Below are 20,908 nucleotides of genomic sequence, written 5' to 3'. Positions count from 1 at the left end.
TTCACACCCCTGCCGGCGCCTTGCGATGCCAGTCGGTCGCGCGCTGGAAGGCGTCGGCGACCTGCAGCATGCGGGCCTCGTTGAAATAGTTGCCGACGATCTGCAGACCGACGGGTCGCTGCGCATTCGCACCCGCGCCGAAGCCGCACGGCACGCTCATGCCGGGCAGGCCCGCGAGGCTCGTGGAGAGCGTGTAGATGTCCGCGAGGTACATCTGCAGCGGATCGTCGCCCTTGGCGCCGAGATCCCATGCCACGCTCGGGGCGACCGGCCCCATGATCACGTCGCACTGCTTGAACGCTTCCTGGAAATCCTGCGCAATGATGCGGCGGATCTTCTGCGCCTGCAGGTAGTACGCGTCGTAGTAGCCGTGCGAGAGCACGTAGGTGCCCACCAGAATGCGGCGCTTCACCTCGGGGCCGAAGCCCTCGGCGCGCGACTTCTTGTACATGTCGAGCAGATCGCGGTATTCGGCGGCGCGGTGGCCGAAGCGCACGCCGTCGAAACGCGAGAGGTTCGACGAGGCTTCCGCCGGAGCGATCACGTAGTACACGGGAATCGACAGCTCGGTTTTCGGCAGCGTGACTTCCACGAGCGTGGCGCCGAGCGACTCGTACGTCTTCAGCGCGGCGTCGATGGCGGCGCGCACGTCGTCGGCCAGGCCCGCGCCGAAGTATTCCTTCGGCAGGCCGATGCGCAGACCCGCGAGCGGCTTGTCGGCGCCGGCGTCCTGGCTCCACGTCTGGCCGATGAAGCGCGTGTAGTCCTCGTGCTCGTGCGTGAGGCTGGTCGAGTCGCGCTCGTCGAAGCCGCCCATGGCGTTCAGGAGCAGCCCGCAATCGCCGGCGCTGTGCGCGAACGGGCCGCCCTGGTCGAGCGACGAGGCGAACGCGATCATGCCGTAGCGCGAGACGCGGCCGTAGGTGGGCTTGATGCCCGTCACGCCCGTGAACGACGCCGGCTGGCGAATCGAGCCGCCGGTGTCGGTGCCGGTCGCGGCGGGCGCGAGGCGCGCGGCGACGGCCGCGGCGGAACCGCCCGACGAGCCGCCCGGCACGGCCTTCGTGTCCCACGGGTTCTTCACGGCGCCGAAATGCGAGTTCTCGTTGGACGAGCCCATCGCGAATTCGTCCATGTTGGTCTTGCCGAGGCAGACCATGCCCGCGCGCTCGAGCCGCTCGACCACGGTCGCGTCGAACGGGCTCACATAGTTTGCAAGCATCTTCGAGCCGGCGGTCGAGCGCCAGCCGCGCGTGACGAACACGTCCTTGTGCGCGAGCGGAATGCCCGCGAGTGGGCCCGCGTGGCCCGAGTGCAGGAGCGCGTCGGCGGCCTTCGCCTGGGCGAGCGTCAATTCGGGATTGACGTCGACGAAGGCGTTCAGGTCTTGATGCGCCTCAATCCGGCCCAGAAAGTGCTGGGCCAGCTCGACTGCGGAGCACTCCTTCGCAGCCAGCGCGGCGCGCAGTTCGGTCAAGCTTTTGTCATGCATTGCGTGATTCCTGGAAGAACGTCACGGCGTGGTCGAAATCCGATCGTTGCGCCGTCCGGGAGCGGCTCGACTGACGTTGGCAAACGTTCAGGCCGCTACCCGGAAAACCCCGGAAAATTCGGGAGTCCGTGCCGTTTCGAACTGTTCCGACGACTCGAAAGATTTCGAAATGGCGAAAAAATGCTGCGCGCTTACTCAATCACGCGCGGTACGAGGTAAAGTCCGTCCTGCACCGCGGGCGCGGGACGCTGCAGCGCTTCGCGGTCCACGATTTCGGTCACGGCGTCCTCGCGCAGACGCAACGCGACGTCCTCGATCTGCTCGATCGGGTGGGCGAGCGGCGCAATGCCGGTCGTGTCCACGGCCTGCATCTGCTCGACGAGGCCGAAGAAGCCGTTCAGGCGTTCGAGCGTATTGCCGGCTTCGGCGTCGGCCAGTTCGAGGCGCGCAAGATGCGCGATACGCTTCACATCGTTCAGGGTCAGGGCCATGCGGTCACCGGAAAAAGGGGCTGCGGCAGTGCGGAAATTCGGTGCTGCAACAGCGGTTTATCGCGCCGGATCCGGCTCTGGAGGAAAGCTTCGATGAGGTCAAAAACTGCCTTCCGGATCCTGCAAAACAGGCAAAATTATAAGGTATCATTACGCGTTCGACCCAAACCCGGACCGCCTTGCATCCGCCTTTCAGTTCTGTACGCAACACAATGCGGCCAGACAAGATCAAACGGGCGGCGCAGCCAGGCTGCCTCCGGTAATCATCCCCGCAGTCTCAGGCCCCTCGTGGCGCCCCTTGCGACGCCCTCCGCCGTGATTTCGGAGTGCTCTCGTGGTGGAGCATATCGCCCTGAGGCTGTTAATTTTTCCGCTGCCGTCCTCGCCCACCAAGCTGGAAGGACGGCCACAAGCGAGACAGGATTTTTGAATGTTCGGTTTTCTGCGTAGCTACTTCTCCAACGACCTGGCGATCGACCTCGGCACCGCCAACACCCTGATCTACATGCGCGGCAAGGGCATCGTCCTCGACGAACCCTCGGTCGTCTCCATTCGCCAGGAAGGCGGCCCGAACGGCAAGAAGACGATTCAGGCAGTCGGCAAGGAAGCCAAGCAGATGCTCGGCAAGGTCCCGGGCAACATCGAAGCCATCCGCCCGATGAAGGACGGCGTGATCGCCGACTTCACCGTCACCGAGCAGATGATCAAGCAGTTCATCAAGACGGCGCACGAGTCGCGCATGTTCTCGCCGTCGCCGCGCATCATCATCTGCGTGCCGTGCGGTTCGACCCAGGTCGAGCGCCGCGCGATCAAGGAAGCCGCGCACGGCGCGGGCGCCTCGCAGGTCTACCTCATCGAAGAACCGATGGCCGCCGCGATCGGCGCAGGCCTGCCGGTTTCGGAAGCCACGGGCTCGATGGTCGTCGACATCGGCGGCGGCACGACCGAAGTGGGCGTGATCTCGCTCGGCGGCATCGTCTACAAGGGCTCGGTGCGCGTGGGCGGCGACAAGTTCGACGAAGCGATCGTCAACTACATCCGCCGCAACTACGGCATGCTGATCGGCGAGCAAACCGCTGAAGCCATCAAGAAGGAAATCGGTTCGGCCTTCCCGGGTTCCGAAGTCAAGGAAATGGAAGTGAAGGGCCGCAACCTGTCGGAAGGCATTCCGCGCAGCTTCACCATTTCGAGCAACGAAATCCTCGAAGCGCTCACCGACCCGCTGAACCAGATCGTCTCGTCGGTGAAGATCGCGCTCGAACAAACGCCGCCGGAACTGGGCGCCGACATCGCCGAGCGCGGCATGATGCTCACGGGCGGCGGCGCACTGCTGCGCGACCTGGACCGCCTGCTCGCCGAAGAAACCGGTCTGCCGGTGCTCGTGGCCGAAGACCCGCTCACCTGCGTGGTGCGCGGCTCGGGCATGGCGCTCGAGCGCATGGACAAGCTTGGCAGCATCTTCTCGTACGAGTAAGCGCGCCGCGCACCGCTGCGCTCACCCGCGGCGCGGTTTCGGCGTCGCCGCGCCATTGATGGCGTGGCGGCACGCGCGCCGCCACGGCGCCCGCAATGGGGCGTCCTGCGGGGCGCCGAAGTTTCACGCTTCGTTGTGCCCTCCGTTACACCCTCTGTTTCACCGAACCGCACACGCCCCCGGCGCCGACCATGGAATACAGTCCGCCGCCCCTCTTTAAACAGGGCCCATCGGCACTCGCACGGCTGATTTTCTTCGTCGTGCTGTCGCTCGCGCTCCTCGTCTCCGACGCGCGTTTCAAGACGCTCGAGATTGTGCGCGGCGTGCTCGGCGCGGGTCTCTACCCGCTGCAACGCGCGGCCCTCGTGCCGCGTGACTTCTTTATGGGCGCCGCCGATCTGGCCGTGACGAGTTCCACGCTGCGCACCGAAAACACCCAGCTGCACGTGCGCAATCTGCAGCTTTCGCAGCAGGCCAACGCGGCCGCTTCGCTCGCCGCCGAAAACGCGCACCTGCGCGCGCTTCTGCAGCTCTCGCAGCGCATCGGCGCGCAAACCACGCCGGCGGAGATCCAGTACGACACGCGCGACCCGTTCACGCAGAAGGTCGTGATCGGCGGCGGCTCGCAGCAGAATATCCAGAACGGCTCGCCGGTCTTGAGCGAGGACGGCGTCATCGGCCAGGTCACGCGCGTGTTCCCCATGCAGTCCGAAGTTACGCTCGTCACCGACAAGGACCAGGCCGTGCCGGTCGAAGTCGTGCGCACGGGTCTGCGCAGCGTGATCTACGGCACGGCGAAGGGCGACCTGCTCGATCTGCGCTTCGTGCCGATCAGCGCCGATCTGCAAGTGGGCGACGAACTCGTGACGAGCGGCCTCGACGGCATCTATCCGCAAGGGCTGCCGGTCGCGAAGGTGTTGCGCGTGGACAAGCAGGCCGACACCGCGTTCGCGCGCGTGGTCTGCCTGCCGCTCGCCGCCGTGCGCGGGGCGCGCCAGGTGCTCGTGCTGCACTATGTGCCGCAGGTGCCGCCCAACCCGATCGCCGCCGAAGAGGCCGCAGCGGCCGCCGAGGCGAAGGACGCGAAGAAGAAGCCCGCCAAGGCCGCGGACAAGAAGGGCGACAAGAAAGCCGACGACGCGAAGGCGAAACCCGCCGCCGCTGCATCGGGCGCGGCCCCGGCCCCGGCGCAGCAGGCGAAGCCCGCGGCGAATGCAGCCGCAGCAGACACGAAGCCGGCGGAGAAAAAGCGGCCCAGGGAGAGCCTGCGCGAAGAGGCAGCGAAGGCCGTCGAGAAAGGGGGCCACTGATGCCGCGTCCGCAATACATTCTGCAGCCGGTCAATCCGTACTTCATCGTTTTCAGCCTCGCGGCGGCGTTCCTGCTGAACCTGCTGCCCTGGGGCAAGCTGCCCGGCGTGCCCGACTTCGTCGCGCTCGTGCTGCTGTTCTGGAACATTCACCAGCCGCGCAAGGTCGGCATGGGCGTCGCGTTCTTCCTCGGGCTCCTCATGGACGTCCACAACGCGAACCTGCTCGGCGAGCACGCGCTCGCCTACACGCTGCTTTCGTATGGCGCGATCACCATTCACCGCCGCGTGCTGTGGATGTCGATCGGCCTGCAGATGTTCGCCGTCACGCCCATGCTGGTCGGCGCGCAGGTCGTGCCGTTCGTGATCCGCCTGCTGATGGGCGCGTCGTTTCCTGGCTGGGGATACCTCATCAGCGGCTTCGTCGAGGCGATCCTCTGGCCGATCGCGAGCGTGCTGCTGCTGCTGCCGCAGCGCCGCCCCGTCGATCCCGACGACACCCGGCCCATTTGAGCGGCGCGCCGCCCGCCGCTGGAAGACTCGCTTGACTACCTCTTACGCACCCCGGCCCGCCGTTCCTCGCGATTGGAACCGTGGGGCCTGGGTCTGACAGCATGACCGAATTCAAGGACACCCAGCAGCAGCTCACGAAGTTCCGCCTGCGCGTCGCGGCGGCGGGGCTGTTCGTGTTCGTCTGCTTCGGGCTGATCGCGTTCCGCTTCCTCTATCTGCAGGTCTGGAACCACAGCAAGTACTCGCTGCAGGCGGACGAAAACCGCATTTCCGTCGCACCGATCGTGCCGAACCGCGGCATCATCACCGACCGCAACGGCGTCGTGCTCGCGAAGAACTACTCGGCGTACACGCTCGAAATCACGCCCTCGAAGCTCACCGACACGCTCGACAACACGATCGACGAGCTCTCGACCGTGATCCCGATCGATGCGCGCGACCGCCGCCGCTTCAAGAAGCTGCTCGAAGACTCGAAGAACTTCGAGAGCCTGCCGATCCGCACGCGCCTGACCGACGACGAAGTCGCACGCTTCACGGCCCAGCGCTTCCGCTTCCCCGGCGTGGAAGTGCGCGCGCGCCTGTTCCGCCAGTATCCGCTTGGGCCCACGGCCGCGCACGTGATCGGCTATATCGGCCGGATTTCGCAGCGCGACCAGGAGCGCATCGACGACCTCTCCGACAAGAACGACAGCGATCCCGAGCACTACGATCCGCGTCTGGACGCGAACAACTACAACGGCACCGACTACATCGGCAAGATCGGCGTCGAGCAGAGCTACGAAACCGAGCTGCACGGCCTGACCGGCTTCGAGGAAGTGGAAGTGACGGCGGGCGGCCGCCCCGTGCGCACGCTCTCGCGCACCCAGGCCACGCCGGGCAACAACCTCGTGCTGTCGATCGACATCGGTCTGCAGCAGATCGCCGAGCAGGCCTTCGCGGGCAAGCGCGGCGCGCTCGTGGCGATCGAGCCTTCCACGGGCGACATTCTCGCGTTCGTCTCGGCGCCGAGCTTCGATCCGAACTCGTTCGTGGACGGCATCGACCAGCAGACCTGGGACGAGCTCAACAACTCGCCCGATCACCCGCTCCTGAACCGTCCGCTGCACGGCACCTACCCGCCGGGCTCGACCTACAAGCCGTTCATGGCGCTCGCCGCGCTCACGCTGCACAAGCGCACGCCGCAGTGGGGCTTCTCCGACCCCGGCTTCTACATGTTCGGCGGCCACCGCTTCAACAACGACGTGCGCTCGGGCCAGGGCTGGATCGACATGAACCGCGCGATCATGGTGTCGAACGACACCTACTTCTTCATGCTCGCGCACGACCTGGGCGTGGACAACATCGCCAACTTCATGAAGCCGCTCGGCTTCGGCCAGCTCACCGGCATCGACATCGCGGGCGAGGCGCGCGGCATCCTGCCCTCCACCGAATGGAAGCGCAAGGCGTACCGCAAGCCCGAGCAGCAGCGCTGGTACGAGGGCGAGACGATCAGCCTCGGGATTGGCCAGGGCTACAACTCGTTCACGATCCTGCAGCTCGCGCACGCCACGGCCACGCTCGCCGACAACGGCGTGCTCATGAAGCCGCACCTCGTGAAGGAAATCGAAAATCCGATCACGAAGCAGGAACGCCTCACTGTGCCGAGCCAAAGCGGCCGCCTGAACGTGAGCCAGGCCGACATCGACGTGGTGAAGCGCGGCATGGAAAACGTGACGATGAATCAGTCGGGCACGGCGTATCAGGTGTTCCGCAACGCGCCGTACACCTCGGCGGGCAAGACCGGCACGGCGCAGGTGTTCTCGCTGCAGGGCGGCAAGTACAAGGCGCATGCGCTCGCCGAAAATCTGCGCGACCACGCGCTCTTCATCGCGTTCGCGCCGGCCGAGAAGCCGCAGATCGCGCTCGCGCTGATCGTCGAAAACGGCGGCTGGGGCGCGCAGGCCGCAGGCCCGATCGCGCGCCGCGTGCTGGATTACTACCTCGTCGATCGCCTGAAGCCGGGCGTCGAGCAGGCGGCCGTGAGCGCGGCGGCGTCGGCCACGGAAGACGCCTCCGCGCCCGTGATCGGCGCGCCGCCCGAGGCTTCGTCGGCTTCGTCGGCTTCGGCGGCTTCGGCGGCTTCGGCGGCTTCGGCGGCGTCGGCGGCTTCGGGCCCGGCCCCGGCCACGCCCGCCGTGCAGCCAGTGCGGGTCGCCGCCGGCTTCACGCCGCTGCCGATTCCCGGCGCGGCATCGGCGGCCGCGGCGGCTTCCGCTGCGGCGGCGGCTGCGCAAGCTTCAGGCGCGGCCGCCGCTGCGCCTGCCTCCGCTGCCGGTCCGGCTGCGGCCTCCGGTGCGGCGACGCGGCCCACGCCCGCCAGCAGCGCCGCCGGCAAGACTCGCAAGCCCCGTCAGAACGTGAGCCCCGATGCGCCCGCAGCAATCGACGCCGTGAATGGCGGCACCGCCGGCACGCCCGACACGGGCGCCGCGCGCCCCGCGCCCGCCTCCGAGCCCCGCCACTTCGGCCCTGGCCCCCATCGCCCGCGCCGCCCCGCCAGCGCGAGCGACGCGGCCACGCTCGCACCGCCGCCCAAGCCCGCAACGGGCGGCATCGACGAGTAAGGAATCACCATGCCTTTCCTCCAGTTCGACAAGATCGACAAGCGCGCGGTGCTCGACACGCTGCGCAAGATGTTCCTCGGCTTCGATCGCCCGCTCGCGCTCACCGTGTTCCTGCTGCTGTGCGTGGGCATCGTCACGCTGTACAGCGCGAGCCTCGACGTGCCGGGCCGCGTGGAAGACCAGCTGCGCAACATCATGCTCACCTTCGTGCTGATGTGGGCGCTCGCCAATGTGCCGCCCAACACGCTCATGCGCTTCGCGGTGCCGATCTATACGTTCGGCATCGCGCTGCTCGTTGCGGTGGCGCTATTCGGCCTCACGCGCAAGGGCGCCAAGCGCTGGATCAACGTGGGCGTCGTGATCCAGCCCTCGGAAATCCTCAAGATCGCCACGCCGCTCATGCTCGCCTGGTACTACCAGCGCCGCGAAGGCGTGATGCGCTGGTACGACTTCGTCGTCGGCTTCGTGATCCTGCTCGTGCCGGTGGGGCTCATCGCCAAGCAGCCGGACCTCGGCACCGCCGTGCTCGTGTTCGCCTCAGGCCTCTTCGTCATCTATTTCGCGGGACTCTCGTTCAAGCTGATCGTGCCGGTGCTGATTGCGGGCGTGATCGCGGTGGCCTCGATCGCGGCGTTCCAGGACAAGATCTGCCAGCCGCAGGTGAACTGGCCGCTCATGCACGACTACCAGAAGCACCGCATCTGCACGCTGCTCGACCCGACCTCCGATCCGCTCGGCAAGGGCTTCCACACCATCCAGGCCGTGATCGCGATCGGCTCGGGCGGCCCGCTCGGCAAGGGCTGGCTGAAGGGCACGCAGTCGCACCTCGAGTTCATCCCCGAAAAGCACACCGACTTCATCTTCGCGGTGTTCTCCGAGGAGTTCGGCCTCGCGGGCGGCCTCGTGCTGCTCACGCTCTACATGTGTCTGATCGCGCGCGGGCTCTATATCGCCGCGAACGGCGCGACGCTGTTCGGGCGATTACTGGCCGGTTCGCTCACGATGGCGTTCTTTACCTACGCGTTCGTCAACATCGGCATGGTGAGCGGCATCCTGCCCGTGGTCGGCGTGCCACTGCCGTTCATGAGTTATGGCGGCACGGCGCTCACCACGCTCGGCGTGGCGATCGGGCTGATCATGAGCGTGGGACGCCAGAAGCGCTTGATGCAGAGTTGAGGGCGCGGCGGGCGGCCATGGCCGCCCGATCGCGGAGATCGAAGCCCCCCAAAAAAACGCGCCGGCATAGTCCGGCGCGTTTTCGTTTCGGTGATCGCTCGCTGGCGCTTACTGGGTGGGCGCCGACTTCATCAGCTGTGCACTCAACTGCTGGTACTTCAGGCGCGCCACAGGATCGCCCTGGGCCGCCGCCGCGGCGTAGTACGCGCGCGCGACGTTGAGGTTCTTCGGCACGCCGTCGCCGCCGCGCTCGTAGAACGAGCCGGTCACGTATTGCGCCGTCATGTCGCCGCCCTCGGCGGCCTTCTTGTACCAGTAGAACGCCTGCTTGTTGTCGCGCGTGGTGCCGCGCCCGTCCAGGTACTGGTTCGCGAGCGCCAGCTCCGCCTGCACGTGGCCCTGCTTCGCTGCCTTGAGGAACCACTGGTGCGCCTGCACGGGATCGCGCTCGACGAAGTCACCGTCGTCGTACATCTTGCCGTACACATACTGCGCGTGCGACATGTTGGCGTCCGCGGCCTTGCGCAGCCACTTGCGCCCCTCGCCCACATCGGCGGCCCCGCCTTCGCCGTTCACGAGCATCATCGCGTAGTTGAACTCCGCCAGCCGGTTGCCGCGCTCCGCGGCCGCCTGGAACTCGGCGCGCGCCGCGCTGAGGTTGCCCGCGTTGTAGTCGGCAACGGCGTTGGCCGTTTGCGGATCGGATTCCGCGCCCGCGGTGGCGCTCGCGGCGTCGGCGGCCGCCGCAGCTCCACTCACGCCGAGCGCGGCGGCCGCGAAGCAGCCGATGGCGAGCGCGCGCGCCCGCCCCAAAAGCGCTTTCGGACGCGTCATGATCTCGCCTCCTGCAGCGCCTGGCGTGTCGCGCGCACGAGCCACATCACGTCGGCGGCCAGGGCGATGAAGCTGAAACCCATCTCGCGATACTGCCTCGCGGCGGCCGCATCCATCGCGAAGATGCCCGCGGCCACGCCCGCCTCGCGCGCGGCCGCGACGATGCGCTGCACGGCGGCGACCACGTCCGGATGCTTCGAGTCGCCGAGATGGCCGAGGCTCGCCGCCAGATCGGCGGGACCCACGAACAGGCAGTCGACGCCCGGCACCTTCGCGATCTTCTCGACTTCGGCCAGCGCCGCCGCCGACTCGATCTGCACGATCGTCGCGATCTGCGCGTTCGCGCCCTGAAGATAATCGCGCCGCATGCCGTAGGCCGCCGCGCGCACCGCGCCCGCCACGCCGCGCTGGCCGCCGGGCGTGCTCGCGTCGGGGTACTGCGTGAGGCTCACGGCGCGCGCCGCTTCTTCAGCCGACGCCACATTGGGGAACATCACCGTGCGCGCGCCCGCGTCGAGCACGTGCTTGACGAGCCACGGCTCGCTGTCGGGCAGACGCACCACGGGCTCGGTGGGCAGATGCGCGGCCGCGATGGCGCGTAGTTGCGCGATGGTGTCGGCGCTGTCGTTGGGGGTGTGCTCCATGTCGATCAGCAGCCAGTCGAAGCCGGCGTGCGCGAGCGCCTCGGCGGCGGTCTCGCTGCCCATCGACAGCCATAGGCCGAATAGCGGGTCCGCCTCCTTGAGGCGTTCCTTGAGGGGATTGGTGAAGGTGCTCATCGCCGTGCTCCCGGCGAGACTGCGGGGCGCACGCGCCAGGCGCGGGCGGTGTCGCCCGGCAGCGCGGCAGCCGGCAGGTCTCGCTCCGTTATGTGTTTGTCGGGCCGCGCGCGGGGATGCGCAGGCCTTGCGGCAATGATCATACCGCGACAAAAGTTTGCGGGACGGCACGGAAAACCCGCCTTGCGCGGGTCGCCGGAGCGAGGGTGAGTGAGGCGGGTAAAGGGGCCCTGCGCGCGTCAGTCGCGCGTGACTTCGGCCCAGCAGTTCGGCGTCTCGTACAGGCGCAGCTTGTGCAGGCGCAGATTCACGCCATAGTGCGCGTCGTACACGTTCGCGAGAATATCGAACGCGATGGCCGCGAGGTTTTCCACGGTCGGAATGCGGTCGATCACGACCGTCTTGTGGCCCGGCAGCGTTTCGAGAAAGCCGCGCACCTGCGTATCGCCCGCGAAGACGAGGAACGCGTGATCCCACAGATCGACGAGATGCTGGTTCGCGAGCGACTTCACGTCGGCGAAGTCCATCACCATGCCGCGGTCGGGCGCGCCCTCGGTTTCGACAAGGTCGCCTTCCAGCGTGATTTCGAGCACGTAGCGATGGCCGTGCAGATTACGGCACTGGCTGCGGTGGTCGGGGATGCGGTGGCCCGCGTCGAATTCGAGTTTTCGGGTGATCGTCAGCACGGCGCTTCTTCAGGTAAATTCGCGTGAATCAGGGAATGTTCAGGTATTTGTGGGTCTGCATCGACAGGCGCCACTGCGGATGGCGCTTGCACCAGTCGATGGCGAGCTTCGTGTTCAGGTCGCGCGACGGGCCGTCCATGGGCTGCACGAGAAAATACTCGAAATCGAGCTTCGCGTAGTCGGCGAGGCGCTGGTTTTCCTGCGGCACGACAACCTTCAACTCGTTGCCCTTCGTGACGACGAGCGGCGCATCGGCCTTCGGGCTCACGCAGATCCAGTCGATGGTTTCCAGCACCGGCAGCGAGCCGTTGGTTTCGATCGCGATCTCGAAACCGGCGGCGTGCAGCGCGTCGACGAACGGCTGGTCGATCTGCAGCATCGGCTCGCCGCCCGTGCAGACCACGAAGCGGTTGCCCTCGCCTTCGGGCCATAGCGAGGCGATCTTCTCGACGAGTTCTTCCGGCGTGCGGAATTTGCCGCCGTTCTCGCCATCGGTGCCGACGAAGTCGGTGTCGCAGAAGCGGCAAACGGCCTGCTCGCGATCTTCCTCGCGGCCCGACCAGAGATTGCAGCCGGCGAACCGGCAGAACACGGCCGGACGCCCGGCGTTCGCGCCCTCGCCCTGCAACGTGTAGAAAATTTCCTTTACCGCGTAAGTCATCGTGCAGCCTGGTTCTGGCTCATGCGCGCGAGGCGCGTGCAAAGCCGGTTGGTCTCGGGCGCGAAATCATCGTGTCGGCGGGGCGCGCCGCCCGTGCGCGGCCCTGGCCGTATTCATCCACCGCGAAAGTCACGCGTGCGGCCCGAGGCTAACACTCAGACCGGGGCTTCCGTCACGTTCTCGCCGGCGAGATACGCTTCATACCCGCGCTTGCGCAACTTGCACGCCGGGCACTCGCCGCAGCCGAAGCCCCACGCGTGCAGCTCGGCGCGCTCGCCCAGGTAGCAGGTGTGCGTTTCCACGCGGACCATGTCCACCAGCGCTTCGCCGCCCAGCTGTTCGGCGAGCCGCCATGTGTCGGCCTTGTCGAGCCACATGAGCGGCGTTTCCAGCACGAAGCGCGTGTCCATGCCGAGATTGAGCACCACCTGCAGCGCCTTCATCGTGTCGTCGCGGCAGTCGGGGTAGCCCGAGAAGTCCGTTTCGCACATCCCGCCCACCAGCACCTTGAGCCCGCGACGATAAGCGATCGCCGCGGCGATCTGCATGAACATCAGGTTGCGGCCCGGCACGAAGGTGTTCGGCAAGCCGCTCGCGGCGGTTTCGATCTCGATCTCGCGCGTCATGGCCGTGTCGCTGATCGAGCCGAGCACCGAGAGATCGATCATGTGATCGTCGCCGAGACGCTCGCCCCACTCGGGGAACGTGCCGGCAAGCGCCGCGCGAAAGCCCTCGCGGCATTCCAGTTCGACGCGATGACGCTGGCCGTAATCGAAGCCGAGCGTTTCGACGCTCTCGTAGCGGTCGAGCGCCCATGCGAGGCACGTGGCCGAATCCTGGCCGCCGGAAAACAGGACGAGCGCGCCTTTGGCTTCTGTTCGAGTCACCGTGAAACTCCGTGTATGAGGTTTCCGCGCGAATGCCTTCGTTGCGTGCCTGGGTTGCTCGCTTTTGTCGCCTGGCGCCCGGCGGACCGGCAGGGACAACCCCCGCGCCGGCTCATGCAGTATAGGCCGGGGCCCCTCTACGGGCATCGGCGCACCCTTATACCCCGGATACCGTCGATGTCTGGAGTTCGAGCCGCAGGACAACGCGCACAACGAAAAAGCCCCAGGAATCGAACGATCTCCTGGGGCTGCATTCTGGTGGCCTGGGACGGAATCGAACCATCGACACGCGGATTTTCAATCCGCTGCTCTACCAACTGAGCTACCGGGCCAACGAAGAAAGAAGAGTATAGCGGTGAAATCAGCGTTTGCCAAGTGGGCTTACGCAAAATCGATGCGTCTGGCCGCGCCGCTCACCTGCCCACGTTCATTCGCCCTTGCTCTTGCCGAGGTCGACGCCGAGCTGCTTGAGCTTGCGATACAGGTGCGTGCGCTCAAGCCCCGTTTTTTCGGCCACGCGCGTCATGCTGCCGTTCTCGCGCGCGAGGTGGTACTCGAAGTAGGCGCGCTCGAATGCGTCGCGTGCATCGCGCAGCGGGATGTCGAACGAGATCGATGCCGTTTGCGTGGCCGCGCCCGCCTGCATGCCATGCACGCCGTCAGCGCCCAGCACCGGCAGCGCCGCCGCCGATGCCACGACCGCGGGTCCGCCCGCCGCCGTCTTCCCCGCCGCCGCCGAAGTGGCCGGCGTGACCGGCGCGGCCGTGCCGCGCGCGAGCCCCTGCTCGACCGCCTTCAAGAGCTTTTGCAGCGCGATCGGTTTTTCGAGGAAGTTGAGCGCGCCGATCTTCGTCGCCTCGACGGCGGTGTCGATGGTCGCGTGCCCCGACATCATGATGACCGGCATCGTGAGATGACCCTGCGCGGCCCATTCCTTGAGCAGCGTCACGCCATCGGTGTCCGGCATCCAGATATCGAGCAGCACGAGGTCCGGCACGTGGCGCTGCCGGAAGTCGCGCGCCTGCTGCGCATCTTCCGCGAGCTCCACGACGTGTCCTTCGTCGCTGAGGATCTCCGAGAGCAATTCCCGGATGCCCATTTCATCATCTACCACCAGGATGGTTGCCATTTACGCTGCCCTTGTCTGCACTGTTGCTTTTGATCCCTGCTCCGCTTCGGCACGCGCCTGCCCCTCCCCGGCTCGGCCGGGTCCGGGCGTGACGGCATCGTCTGCCAACTGGAGAAAGAGAATCGAGATCTGCGCGCCTTCGATCACATCGCCCGCTCTCATTCGATTGCGGATGTCGATGCGCGCGCCGTGCTCGTCGACGATCTTCTTGACCATCGCAAGCCCGAGTCCTGTTCCTTTGGCCTTGGTCGTCACATAGGGTTCGAACGCACGCGTGAGGATGCGCGCCGGGAAACCCGGGCCGTTGTCCGATACCGTGAGACGAACCGCCACGCGCGTGCGTCCTTGCGCGTCGGGGTCTCCGTATTCTACGGCGCGGGTCTCGAGCGTCACGCGAGGATTCTGCGTATCGGTCACCGCGTCCTGCGCGTTTTGCAGCAGGTTGTGGATCACCTGACGCAATTGCGTCGCGTCGCCGCGTATCACCGGCAAGTCGGAGAGCTCGACCTTGATCGCGCTCTTGCCTTCTTCCGCGCCGTAGAGCGTGAGCACTTCGCTCACGAGTTCGTTGAGCTGCAGGTTCGCGAGCACCGCCGGCGGCGTGCGCGCGTAATCGCGGAAGTCGTCGACCATCTGCTTCATCGCCGCGACCTGATTGACGATGGTGGTCGCGCCGCGCCTGAGCACTTCGGCGTCGGTGGGCGCGAGCTTGTCGGTGAGCTTCATCTGCAGGCGTTCGGCCGAAAGCTGGATCGGCGTGAGCGGATTCTTGATCTCGTGCGCAAGACGGCGCGCGACTTCGCCCCACGCGACCGAGCGCTGCGCCGAGATCACGTCGGAGATGTCGTCGAACACCACGACGTAGCCCGAGGTCTGCATGTCGCCCGCGTCGCGGCCCGTGTCGGATACGAGGCGCGCGCCGCGCACGAGCAGCGTGAGCGGATCGGTCTCGCCCGGAATCGGCACGGAGAACTGCTGCTGCCAGTGGACGCGCTCGAGATCGCCATCGCCGCGCGACGCTTCCTGGTCGGCGAAGGCCTTGCGCACCATCGCGCCGAACTCCGTGAGCGCGCCGATATGATCGAGCGCGACGCCGAGCTGCGTCTGGAACGGCTGACGGAAGATGCGCTCCGCACCGGGGTTCGCCGTCGTGAGGCGGAACTGCCGGTCGAACACGAACACGCCCGCCGTGAGATTCGCGAGAATGCTCTCGAGGTACGCCTTCGAATGCTCGAGCGCGACGCGGTTCTTCTCCACGGCCTGGCGCGCTTCGGAAAGCTGGCGCGTCATCGCGTTGAACGACTGCGTGAGGAAGCCCAGCTCGTCGCGCGACTTGATTTCGCGCTTGGGCGTGTAGTCGCCCTCGGTCACCTCCTTCGTGCCCTGCGCGAGCAGGAAGAGCGGCCTCGCCAGCTGGTTGCCGAGCGCGAGCGCGAGCATCATCGCGACGAAGGTGGCGAGAAAGAGCGCGAGCGTGAGCGTGCCGATATACATCTTGCGCAGGCCCGTGCGGCCCAGCGCCTTTTCCTGGTACTCGCGATACGCGCGCTGCACGGCGTCGGCGTTGCGCGCGAGCGCGGCCGGCACCGGCTGCTCGAGTTGCAGGAAGCGCTCGACCGGCTGCAGATCGGTTGTGTTCGCATCGGGAATGCGTGTGACCACGCGCAATCGCAGCGCGCCCTTCGAGCCAAGCTGATGCGGGTCGCCGTCCACTTCGCCTTCGATCGCCGCATAGCCGCGCCCGCGCGCCTGGTCGATCATGAGCGCCGTGGGCATGTCAGCAGGCATGAGCGACGAGAAGTTGCTCGACGCCTGCGCCACCACGTGCATGTCCGGCGCCGCGCCCGACATGCTGCGCACCGGCTCGACGATCATCGCGTCCTGCACGCCGAACTGGTCGCGCGCACGCAGCAGCGTGAGCGTCGTGCCCGCGGAATCGCCGTTCGCGATTTGCTCGGCCATCAGACGGCCCTTGGTTTGCAGATCGGAGAGCGAGGCGTCGAGCATGCCGCGGCCGAGATTCAGGCCCGCGGTGAGCGCGGTTTCGACGTTCACGTCGAACCACGACTCGATCGAGCGCGAGACGAACTGGTACGAAACGATATAGATGATGCCGCCCGGCACCACGCCCACGAGCGCGAAGAAGAACGCGAGCTTGGCAAGCAGCCGCGTGCCGAACTTGCCGCGCCTCAGGCGCACGACGATCACGATCATGAGCGCCGTGACCACCGACAGGAAGATCAGCGCGACAACGATGTTGGCCGCGTAGAGCCAGCCGTAGTAGCGGTCGAAGAACTCGGTGTTCGCGCTCGCCGCGGCGAGCAGGACGAGCAGCAGCGTCGCGGTGAACGCGACGGTGGAGACGAGCAGCTTGACGACGACGCTGCTGAAGCTGGTGGCGCGGCGCACTTTATTTAGCACGTTCGGTCACCGTGAAGTTGAAGCGCTTCCAGTCGGAAGCGAGGTTCCAGTCGCGGTTGTTCACGGCGTCGATCTGGAACGGCTTGGGCATCAGCGCGACGTCGAGTTGCATGCGCACCGAGGCCGTGTACGTTTCGCCGGCATGCACGTCGTTGCGGTCGATCACGTGCCACGAGGTGACGTGCTTGATGACCGCGAGCGCGTCCGCGAGCGTCGAGAAGCCGAGCTGCAGGCCGCCGCTCGACACGCGGTACTCGCGCGTGAGCGGCTGGAACGACAGGCGAATGCTTTGCGACACGTTCACCGGCTGCTCGTCGAACCAGTACCAGCGCGCGCGCGTGAGCTCGAAGTCAGTGGTGAAGTAAAGCGGAATGCCCTTGTTGACCGCGTCTTCCAGGCTGCTGTTGAGGTCGAAGTCGAAACGGGCGTCGAGGCTCCAGCCGTTGCTGTCGGCCTGGAGCGACGCGCGCTGCACCGAGATCGAATCGGCGCGCGCCGGCGCGGCGGCCACGAAGCCGACGACGGCAAGCACCAGCCAGATCAGGGCCGCGAACCGCAGCGGGAAGAAGCGTTTGATGGTCACCGTTTCTGAAAGCGCGCGTAGAAGAATCCGTCGTGATCTGCGGTGCGATCGGGAACGGGAAAGCCAGTTGTCGTCACTTCGGCCTTTGCAGCGGCCTCGTGCCGCGCCTCGCCGGCGGCGCCGTCTTCTGGCCCCCGGGCCGGCGCGCCGAACGCCTCGGGCAGCAGTTGCCCCGGGGCGTCCAATCGTACCGCATCCGCATGGGTGCTTTCAAACCAGCGCGCCTGCGCCTCGCCTTCCTCGGGGAAGATCGAACAGGTCACGTAGAGCAGCTCGCCGCCCGGCTTCACGAGCGGCCACAGCGCGTCGACGATGCGGCGCTGCTCGGCGGCAAGCGCCGCGATGTCGCTCTCGCGGCGCAGCCAGCGAATGTCCGGATGGCGGCGCACGATGCCCGAGGCCGAGCACGGCACGTCGGCGAGGATGCGATCGAAGCCTTCGCCGTCGTGCCACGCGGCAGGATTGCCTGCGTCGCCGACCACGATCCTTGCGCGCCGCATCGGGTGCGCGGGATCGTCTTGCGCGAAACCGAGGCGCGCGAAGTTTTCGCCGATGCGCGCGGCGCGCGCGGCGTCGCTTTCGAGCGCAACCAGGTCGATGTCGGCAAGCTCGAGCAGATGGCCGCTCTTGCCGCCGGGCGCCGCGCACGCGTCGAGCACGCGCATGCCGTCACGCACGCCGAGGATTTGTGCGGCCACTTGCGCGCCGGCGTCCTGCACGGACACATCGCCAGCGAGGAACCCGGGGATGCGATCCACCGGCAACGCGGCGGCGAGGCGTACGGCGTGTGCGCCGATCTGCGTGGCAGCGATGTTTTCTGCGGCGAGCCGCTGGACGTAGTCGGCAGCGCTCGCGCGGCGCGCGTTCACGCGCAGCGTGAGCGGGCCCTGCGTGTTGCCCGCGGTGAGAATCGCCTGCCACTGCGTGGGCCACGCGGCGCGCACCGCGTCGATCCACCAGCGCGGATAGTTCCAGTGGGCGGTTTCATCGGCCTGGGCGGCGGCAAGCGCGCTGTCGCGCTCGCGCAGAAAACCGCGCAGCACCGCGTTGACGAGCCCCTTCGCGAAGGCGATCTCGCGGCGCGCGCCCACGGCGCGCACGGCCTGATCGACGACCGTAAACGGCGTGTAGGCCGCGCTCGCCTCGTCTTCGGCGAGCAACGCCAGCGCGCAGGCCAGCAGGTTCGCGACGAGCGGCGGCGGCGCCTTGCTCACGCGCTGCCGGATCAGCCAGTCGACCGTGCCGAGCCGCCGCATCGTGCGGTACGCGATGTCCTGCACGGCGCCGCGAGCCTGCGGCGCGAAGTCGGCGGGCAAAACGGCGAAGGCGCTCGCGAGCGCGGCAGGCAAGGCCGAACCGGCGCGCACCGCGCCGACCGCATGAGCGGCCTGGTCGAGCGCAAAGCCCAGCGAATCGGGGGCCAGGTGCACGGCGTGGCTGTGCGCCGACGCCGCGCCCCGCTGGCGCGCGGGCGATGCGGAACTCTTTTTGCCGTGAGACGGCTTGCTGGGTCGCCGGGATGGGCTCGATGTCATGAAAAAACCGGATGCGGGCCGCGGTGCAGCGCGGCGTCGATGATGCACAAGCGAGCCATTGTAGCGTGGCGAGCGCGCAACACTGCCAGCCGGCGCGATTCCCGTTGACGGCACCGCACCCGCGCGCGGACAGCGACGAAAGCGCCGGGATACATATTGGCGGATACCGACTAACGGCTCGCCGCATGATGGCGGCAGAAAACGCCCCTCCTCCCTGCGTCGTAGCGGCCATCATGAAACTACTCGGGAAGAAACAAGACTTCGCGTTCCTCGCCTTCGTTGCGCTCTTTTCCGTGTACCAGCAGGGACGGGGGAAGCTGTTCTCGCCTTTCTGGGACTACAAGGTGTACGCGTATGCGCTGGATCAGTTCAAGCGCGGCGCGAATCCGTATATCCCGCACGGATTCCCCTTCGTCTATCCGCCCATCTTTTTGAATCTGTTCTCGCGCGTGCCGTTTCACTGGCTCTATCTGGCGTTCGTTGTCGCGTCGCTGATCTATCTCGCCTACAGCATCCGGTATGCGGATTTCGTCGTCGCGGGTGCGTTGGGGTTTCTGACCGGCGGCGCGGGCGTGGGCGGCATCCTCACGGGTAATTTTGCGATCTTCGGCCACCTGCTGATCGTTGCGCTTTTTTATGCGGCTTCACAGGACGCTTCGCGGCATTCATCGCAGCAAAGCGGCAACGCAACGGCAAAGTATTGCGCGCTGGCTTTTTTCATCGCCCTGTTTGCCTCCATCAAGATCTATTTCCTGACCTACGCCGTCGTGTTCTTTTTTATCCCCAAAGGCATGCGCTATTTTTTCGCCTTGCCCTTGTGTGTTGCGCTCGCAACCATCGCGCAGTTCGCGCTGGAGCCGCGCCTGTGGACCGACTTCGAAACCCTGCTGCGCTGGCAGATGCTCGCCCAGAACGATTCCGGGCTCGTGCTGTTCGGGATACTCGAACAACACGTGCGCGCGCTGTCGACACTGGAAGACGTGCTGATCTACGAACTGGTGGTCGTGGCGCTGTTCGTGTATGCGGTCAATCCATTGCGCGGGCGGCGGCTCATGATTGCCGAAAACGCAAGCGTGCCCGGCAGGCTGTTCTATGTGCTCGCGTTCTGTCTCGCGCTGAATCCGAGAATGAAGGAATACGACATCGCGCCGTTTTTTGCGTGCTGCTACGTTTCGCTGTTCCAGAGCAGCAAAGAAGAAAACCGGATGGATCGCGTGTTTTTCTACGCCGTACCGTTGGCGTTCATCGCCGCGTGGATCGTCGTCAAGTTCGGGCACGTGTACTACGCGCTCGACGTGTCCTGGTTCATCGGCGTCTATTTCGTGTTCTTCGTGGTTTCGCTGCGTCAACGGACATTGCGGGTTTCGGCGCGAGCGGGCGCCCGACAGGTGAACGGCGACGCCGCGGCGACGGGCTAAACAAAAAACGCCTCCGAAGAGGCGTTTTTTTCACTGCCGGTTAGCGGTTGCCGCTCTAGCGTCGGCCGCCAGCAGCCATCTCCATCAAGCGGCGGATGCGCTCTTCCGTGGACGGGTGCGTGCTGAAGAGGTTCTGCAAGCCGCCGCCAGACAGCGGATTCATGATCATCATCTGCGCCGTGGCCGGGTGCTGTTCGGCCGCCGGGAACGGTATGCCCTGCGCGTAGCGGTGGATCTTGTCGAGCGCCGAGGCGAGCGCCTGCGGATCGCCGGAAATCTCGGCGCCGCCGCGGTCCGCCTCGAATTCGCGCGCACGCGAAATCGCCATCTGGATCAGCGCGCCCGCGATCGGCGCGAGCAGCGCCACGGCAATGCTCGCGATGGGGTTCGCCGGGCGGCCGTTTTCGTCGCGGCCGCCGAAGATCATCGCGAAGTTGGCGAGCGCCGAGATCGCGCCGGCCATGGTGGCCGAGATCGTCGAGATGAGAATGTCGCGGTGCTTCACGTGCGCCAGCTCGTGCGCCATGACGCCGCGCATTTCGCGCTCGGACAGCACGCGCAGGATGCCCGTGGTCGCCGCGACCGCGGCGTGCTCGGGGTTGCGGCCCGTGGCGAAGGCGTTGGGCGCGTCCTCGTTGATGAGGTAGACGCGCGGCATCGGCAGGCCCGCCCGCGTGGCCAGATCGCGGACCATGCGATAGAACTGCGGCGCCGTGGTCTCATCGACTTCCTGCGCGTTGTACATGCGCAGGACCATCTTGTCCGAATACCAGTACGAAAAGAAGTTCATGGCGAGCGCGAAGAACAGCGCCAGCACCATCCCGCGATGCCCGCCGATCAGCCCGCCAATCACGATGAAAAGGGCCGTAATCGCGGCCATCAACATCGCGGTTTTGACCCAGTTGAACATGTGCTGT

Annotated in this window: 18 protein-coding genes and 1 tRNA gene; 6 read left to right on the top strand and 13 right to left on the bottom strand. The window is 66.5% G+C overall.

The annotated features are described in order from the left end of the window. Position 1 precedes the first annotated feature (1 nt). On the bottom strand, positions 2-1,492 hold the full coding sequence (gene gatA / locus AB4Y35_RS08110; protein WP_368689449.1) for an Asp-tRNA(Asn)/Glu-tRNA(Gln) amidotransferase subunit GatA: 1,491 nt from the start codon (positions 1,490-1,492) through the stop codon (positions 2-4). Between the two features lie 191 nt (positions 1,493-1,683). Next, positions 1,684-1,983: an Asp-tRNA(Asn)/Glu-tRNA(Gln) amidotransferase subunit GatC gene (gene gatC / locus AB4Y35_RS08105; protein WP_028211911.1), complete on the bottom strand. Its 300-nt coding sequence runs from the start codon at positions 1,981-1,983 to the stop codon at positions 1,684-1,686. A 430-nt stretch (positions 1,984-2,413) separates the two neighbouring features. Between gatC and AB4Y35_RS08100 the strand changes: the two genes are divergently transcribed. The 5 genes from AB4Y35_RS08100 to rodA all read left to right on the top strand — a co-directional run bounded on the left by AB4Y35_RS08100 (position 2,414) and on the right by rodA (position 9,058). Further along, a complete protein-coding gene (locus AB4Y35_RS08100; RefSeq protein ID WP_004189550.1) occupies positions 2,414-3,457 on the top strand; it encodes a rod shape-determining protein in 1,044 nt (347 codons plus the stop codon). A gap of 191 nt (positions 3,458-3,648) precedes the next feature. After that, positions 3,649-4,767, top strand: a complete 1,119-nt coding sequence (gene mreC, locus AB4Y35_RS08095; protein ID WP_368704037.1) for a rod shape-determining protein MreC — start codon at positions 3,649-3,651, stop codon at positions 4,765-4,767. After that, positions 4,767-5,279: a rod shape-determining protein MreD gene (gene mreD / locus AB4Y35_RS08090; RefSeq protein WP_069264625.1), complete on the top strand. Its 513-nt coding sequence runs from the start codon at positions 4,767-4,769 to the stop codon at positions 5,277-5,279. Before mreC ends, mreD begins: the two co-directional genes overlap by 1 nt. Positions 5,280-5,380: 101 nt before the next feature. After that, positions 5,381-7,882, top strand: coding sequence for a penicillin-binding protein 2 (mrdA, locus tag AB4Y35_RS08085; RefSeq protein ID WP_368704036.1), 2,502 nt, complete (start codon positions 5,381-5,383; stop codon positions 7,880-7,882). Positions 7,883-7,891: 9 nt separating this feature from the next. Beyond that, positions 7,892-9,058, top strand: a complete 1,167-nt coding sequence (rodA, locus tag AB4Y35_RS08080; protein ID WP_342920231.1) for a rod shape-determining protein RodA — start codon at positions 7,892-7,894, stop codon at positions 9,056-9,058. Between the two features lie 108 nt (positions 9,059-9,166). On the opposite strand, the gene AB4Y35_RS08075 is transcribed toward rodA, so the two are convergent. The 10 genes from AB4Y35_RS08075 to rsmB form a co-directional block, all read right to left on the bottom strand. Continuing rightward, entirely contained in the window at positions 9,167-9,892 is a 726-nt protein-coding gene (locus tag AB4Y35_RS08075) for a tetratricopeptide repeat protein (RefSeq protein ID WP_368704035.1), read from the bottom strand. Further along, positions 9,889-10,671, bottom strand: a complete 783-nt coding sequence (locus AB4Y35_RS08070; protein ID WP_368704034.1) for an HpcH/HpaI aldolase/citrate lyase family protein — start codon at positions 10,669-10,671, stop codon at positions 9,889-9,891. The genes AB4Y35_RS08075 and AB4Y35_RS08070 overlap by 4 nt, the downstream gene beginning before the upstream one ends. 239 nt (positions 10,672-10,910) lie before the next feature. Then, on the bottom strand, positions 10,911-11,354 hold the full coding sequence (queD, locus tag AB4Y35_RS08065) for a 6-carboxytetrahydropterin synthase QueD (protein WP_028203213.1): 444 nt from the start codon (positions 11,352-11,354) through the stop codon (positions 10,911-10,913). A gap of 31 nt (positions 11,355-11,385) precedes the next feature. Continuing rightward, a complete protein-coding gene (queE, locus tag AB4Y35_RS08060) occupies positions 11,386-12,018 on the bottom strand; it encodes a 7-carboxy-7-deazaguanine synthase (RefSeq protein WP_368704033.1) in 633 nt (210 codons plus the stop codon). A gap of 155 nt (positions 12,019-12,173) precedes the next feature. Continuing rightward, positions 12,174-12,905, bottom strand: a complete 732-nt coding sequence (gene queC / locus AB4Y35_RS08055; protein WP_368704032.1) for a 7-cyano-7-deazaguanine synthase QueC — start codon at positions 12,903-12,905, stop codon at positions 12,174-12,176. A gap of 256 nt (positions 12,906-13,161) precedes the next feature. After that, positions 13,162-13,237: transfer RNA gene (locus AB4Y35_RS08050), tRNA-Phe, on the bottom strand. Between the two features lie 95 nt (positions 13,238-13,332). After that, positions 13,333-14,034 carry a response regulator transcription factor EsaR gene (esaR, locus tag AB4Y35_RS08045; RefSeq protein WP_368695002.1) on the bottom strand — a complete coding sequence of 234 codons (702 nt, stop codon included), beginning with the start codon at positions 14,032-14,034 and terminating at the stop codon, positions 13,333-13,335. Then, on the bottom strand, positions 14,035-16,455 hold the full coding sequence (locus tag AB4Y35_RS08040) for an ATP-binding protein (protein WP_368704031.1): 2,421 nt from the start codon (positions 16,453-16,455) through the stop codon (positions 14,035-14,037). Further along, positions 16,445-17,038 (bottom strand): DUF4390 domain-containing protein, encoded by a 594-nt coding sequence (locus AB4Y35_RS08035; protein ID WP_368704030.1) that lies wholly within the window; start codon positions 17,036-17,038, stop codon positions 16,445-16,447. The genes AB4Y35_RS08040 and AB4Y35_RS08035 overlap by 11 nt, the downstream gene beginning before the upstream one ends. Beyond that, positions 17,035-18,573, bottom strand: coding sequence for a 16S rRNA (cytosine(967)-C(5))-methyltransferase RsmB (gene rsmB, locus AB4Y35_RS08030; RefSeq protein ID WP_368704029.1), 1,539 nt, complete (start codon positions 18,571-18,573; stop codon positions 17,035-17,037). The genes AB4Y35_RS08035 and rsmB overlap by 4 nt, the downstream gene beginning before the upstream one ends. A 233-nt stretch (positions 18,574-18,806) precedes the next feature. Between rsmB and AB4Y35_RS08025 the strand changes: the two genes are divergently transcribed. Next, on the top strand, positions 18,807-19,991 hold the full coding sequence (locus tag AB4Y35_RS08025; protein WP_368704028.1) for a hypothetical protein: 1,185 nt from the start codon (positions 18,807-18,809) through the stop codon (positions 19,989-19,991). A 55-nt stretch (positions 19,992-20,046) separates the two neighbouring features. Here AB4Y35_RS08025 and htpX read toward each other — a convergent pair whose 3' ends face one another. Continuing rightward, a complete protein-coding gene (gene htpX, locus AB4Y35_RS08020; RefSeq protein ID WP_233878856.1) occupies positions 20,047-20,901 on the bottom strand; it encodes a zinc metalloprotease HtpX in 855 nt (284 codons plus the stop codon). Between the last annotated feature and the right edge of the window lie 7 nt (positions 20,902-20,908).

It is taken from the genome of Paraburkholderia sp. EG286A (assembly GCF_040965375.1).
GTDB lineage: Bacteria > Pseudomonadota > Gammaproteobacteria > Burkholderiales > Burkholderiaceae > Paraburkholderia.
Note: the sequence above shows the minus strand (reverse complement) of the source record. Positions and strands in the feature narration are given on the sequence as shown.

Bases quoted from the DNA above. Each gene is read 5' to 3' on its own strand.
- queE (WP_368704033.1), bottom strand. From the start codon at position 12,018: ATGACTTACGCGGTAAAGGAAATTTTCTACACGTTGCAGGGCGAGGGC.
- gatA (WP_368689449.1), bottom strand. From the start codon at position 1,492: ATGCATGACAAAAGCTTGACCGAACTGCGCGCCGCGCTGGCTGCGAAG.
- AB4Y35_RS08025 (WP_368704028.1), top strand. From the start codon at position 18,807: ATGAAACTACTCGGGAAGAAACAAGACTTCGCGTTCCTCGCCTTCGTT.
- AB4Y35_RS08070 (WP_368704034.1), bottom strand. From the start codon at position 10,671: ATGAGCACCTTCACCAATCCCCTCAAGGAACGCCTCAAGGAGGCGGAC.
- AB4Y35_RS08100 (WP_004189550.1), top strand. From the start codon at position 2,414: ATGTTCGGTTTTCTGCGTAGCTACTTCTCCAACGACCTGGCGATCGAC.
- mreD (WP_069264625.1), top strand. From the start codon at position 4,767: ATGCCGCGTCCGCAATACATTCTGCAGCCGGTCAATCCGTACTTCATC.
- gatC (WP_028211911.1), bottom strand. From the start codon at position 1,983: ATGGCCCTGACCCTGAACGATGTGAAGCGTATCGCGCATCTTGCGCGC.
- mreC (WP_368704037.1), top strand. From the start codon at position 3,649: ATGGAATACAGTCCGCCGCCCCTCTTTAAACAGGGCCCATCGGCACTC.
- AB4Y35_RS08075 (WP_368704035.1), bottom strand. From the start codon at position 9,892: ATGACGCGTCCGAAAGCGCTTTTGGGGCGGGCGCGCGCGCTCGCCATC.
- mrdA (WP_368704036.1), top strand. From the start codon at position 5,381: ATGACCGAATTCAAGGACACCCAGCAGCAGCTCACGAAGTTCCGCCTG.
- esaR (WP_368695002.1), bottom strand. From the start codon at position 14,034: ATGGCAACCATCCTGGTGGTAGATGATGAAATGGGCATCCGGGAATTG.
- htpX (WP_233878856.1), bottom strand. From the start codon at position 20,901: ATGTTCAACTGGGTCAAAACCGCGATGTTGATGGCCGCGATTACGGCC.
- rsmB (WP_368704029.1), bottom strand. From the start codon at position 18,573: ATGACATCGAGCCCATCCCGGCGACCCAGCAAGCCGTCTCACGGCAAA.
- rodA (WP_342920231.1), top strand. From the start codon at position 7,892: ATGCCTTTCCTCCAGTTCGACAAGATCGACAAGCGCGCGGTGCTCGAC.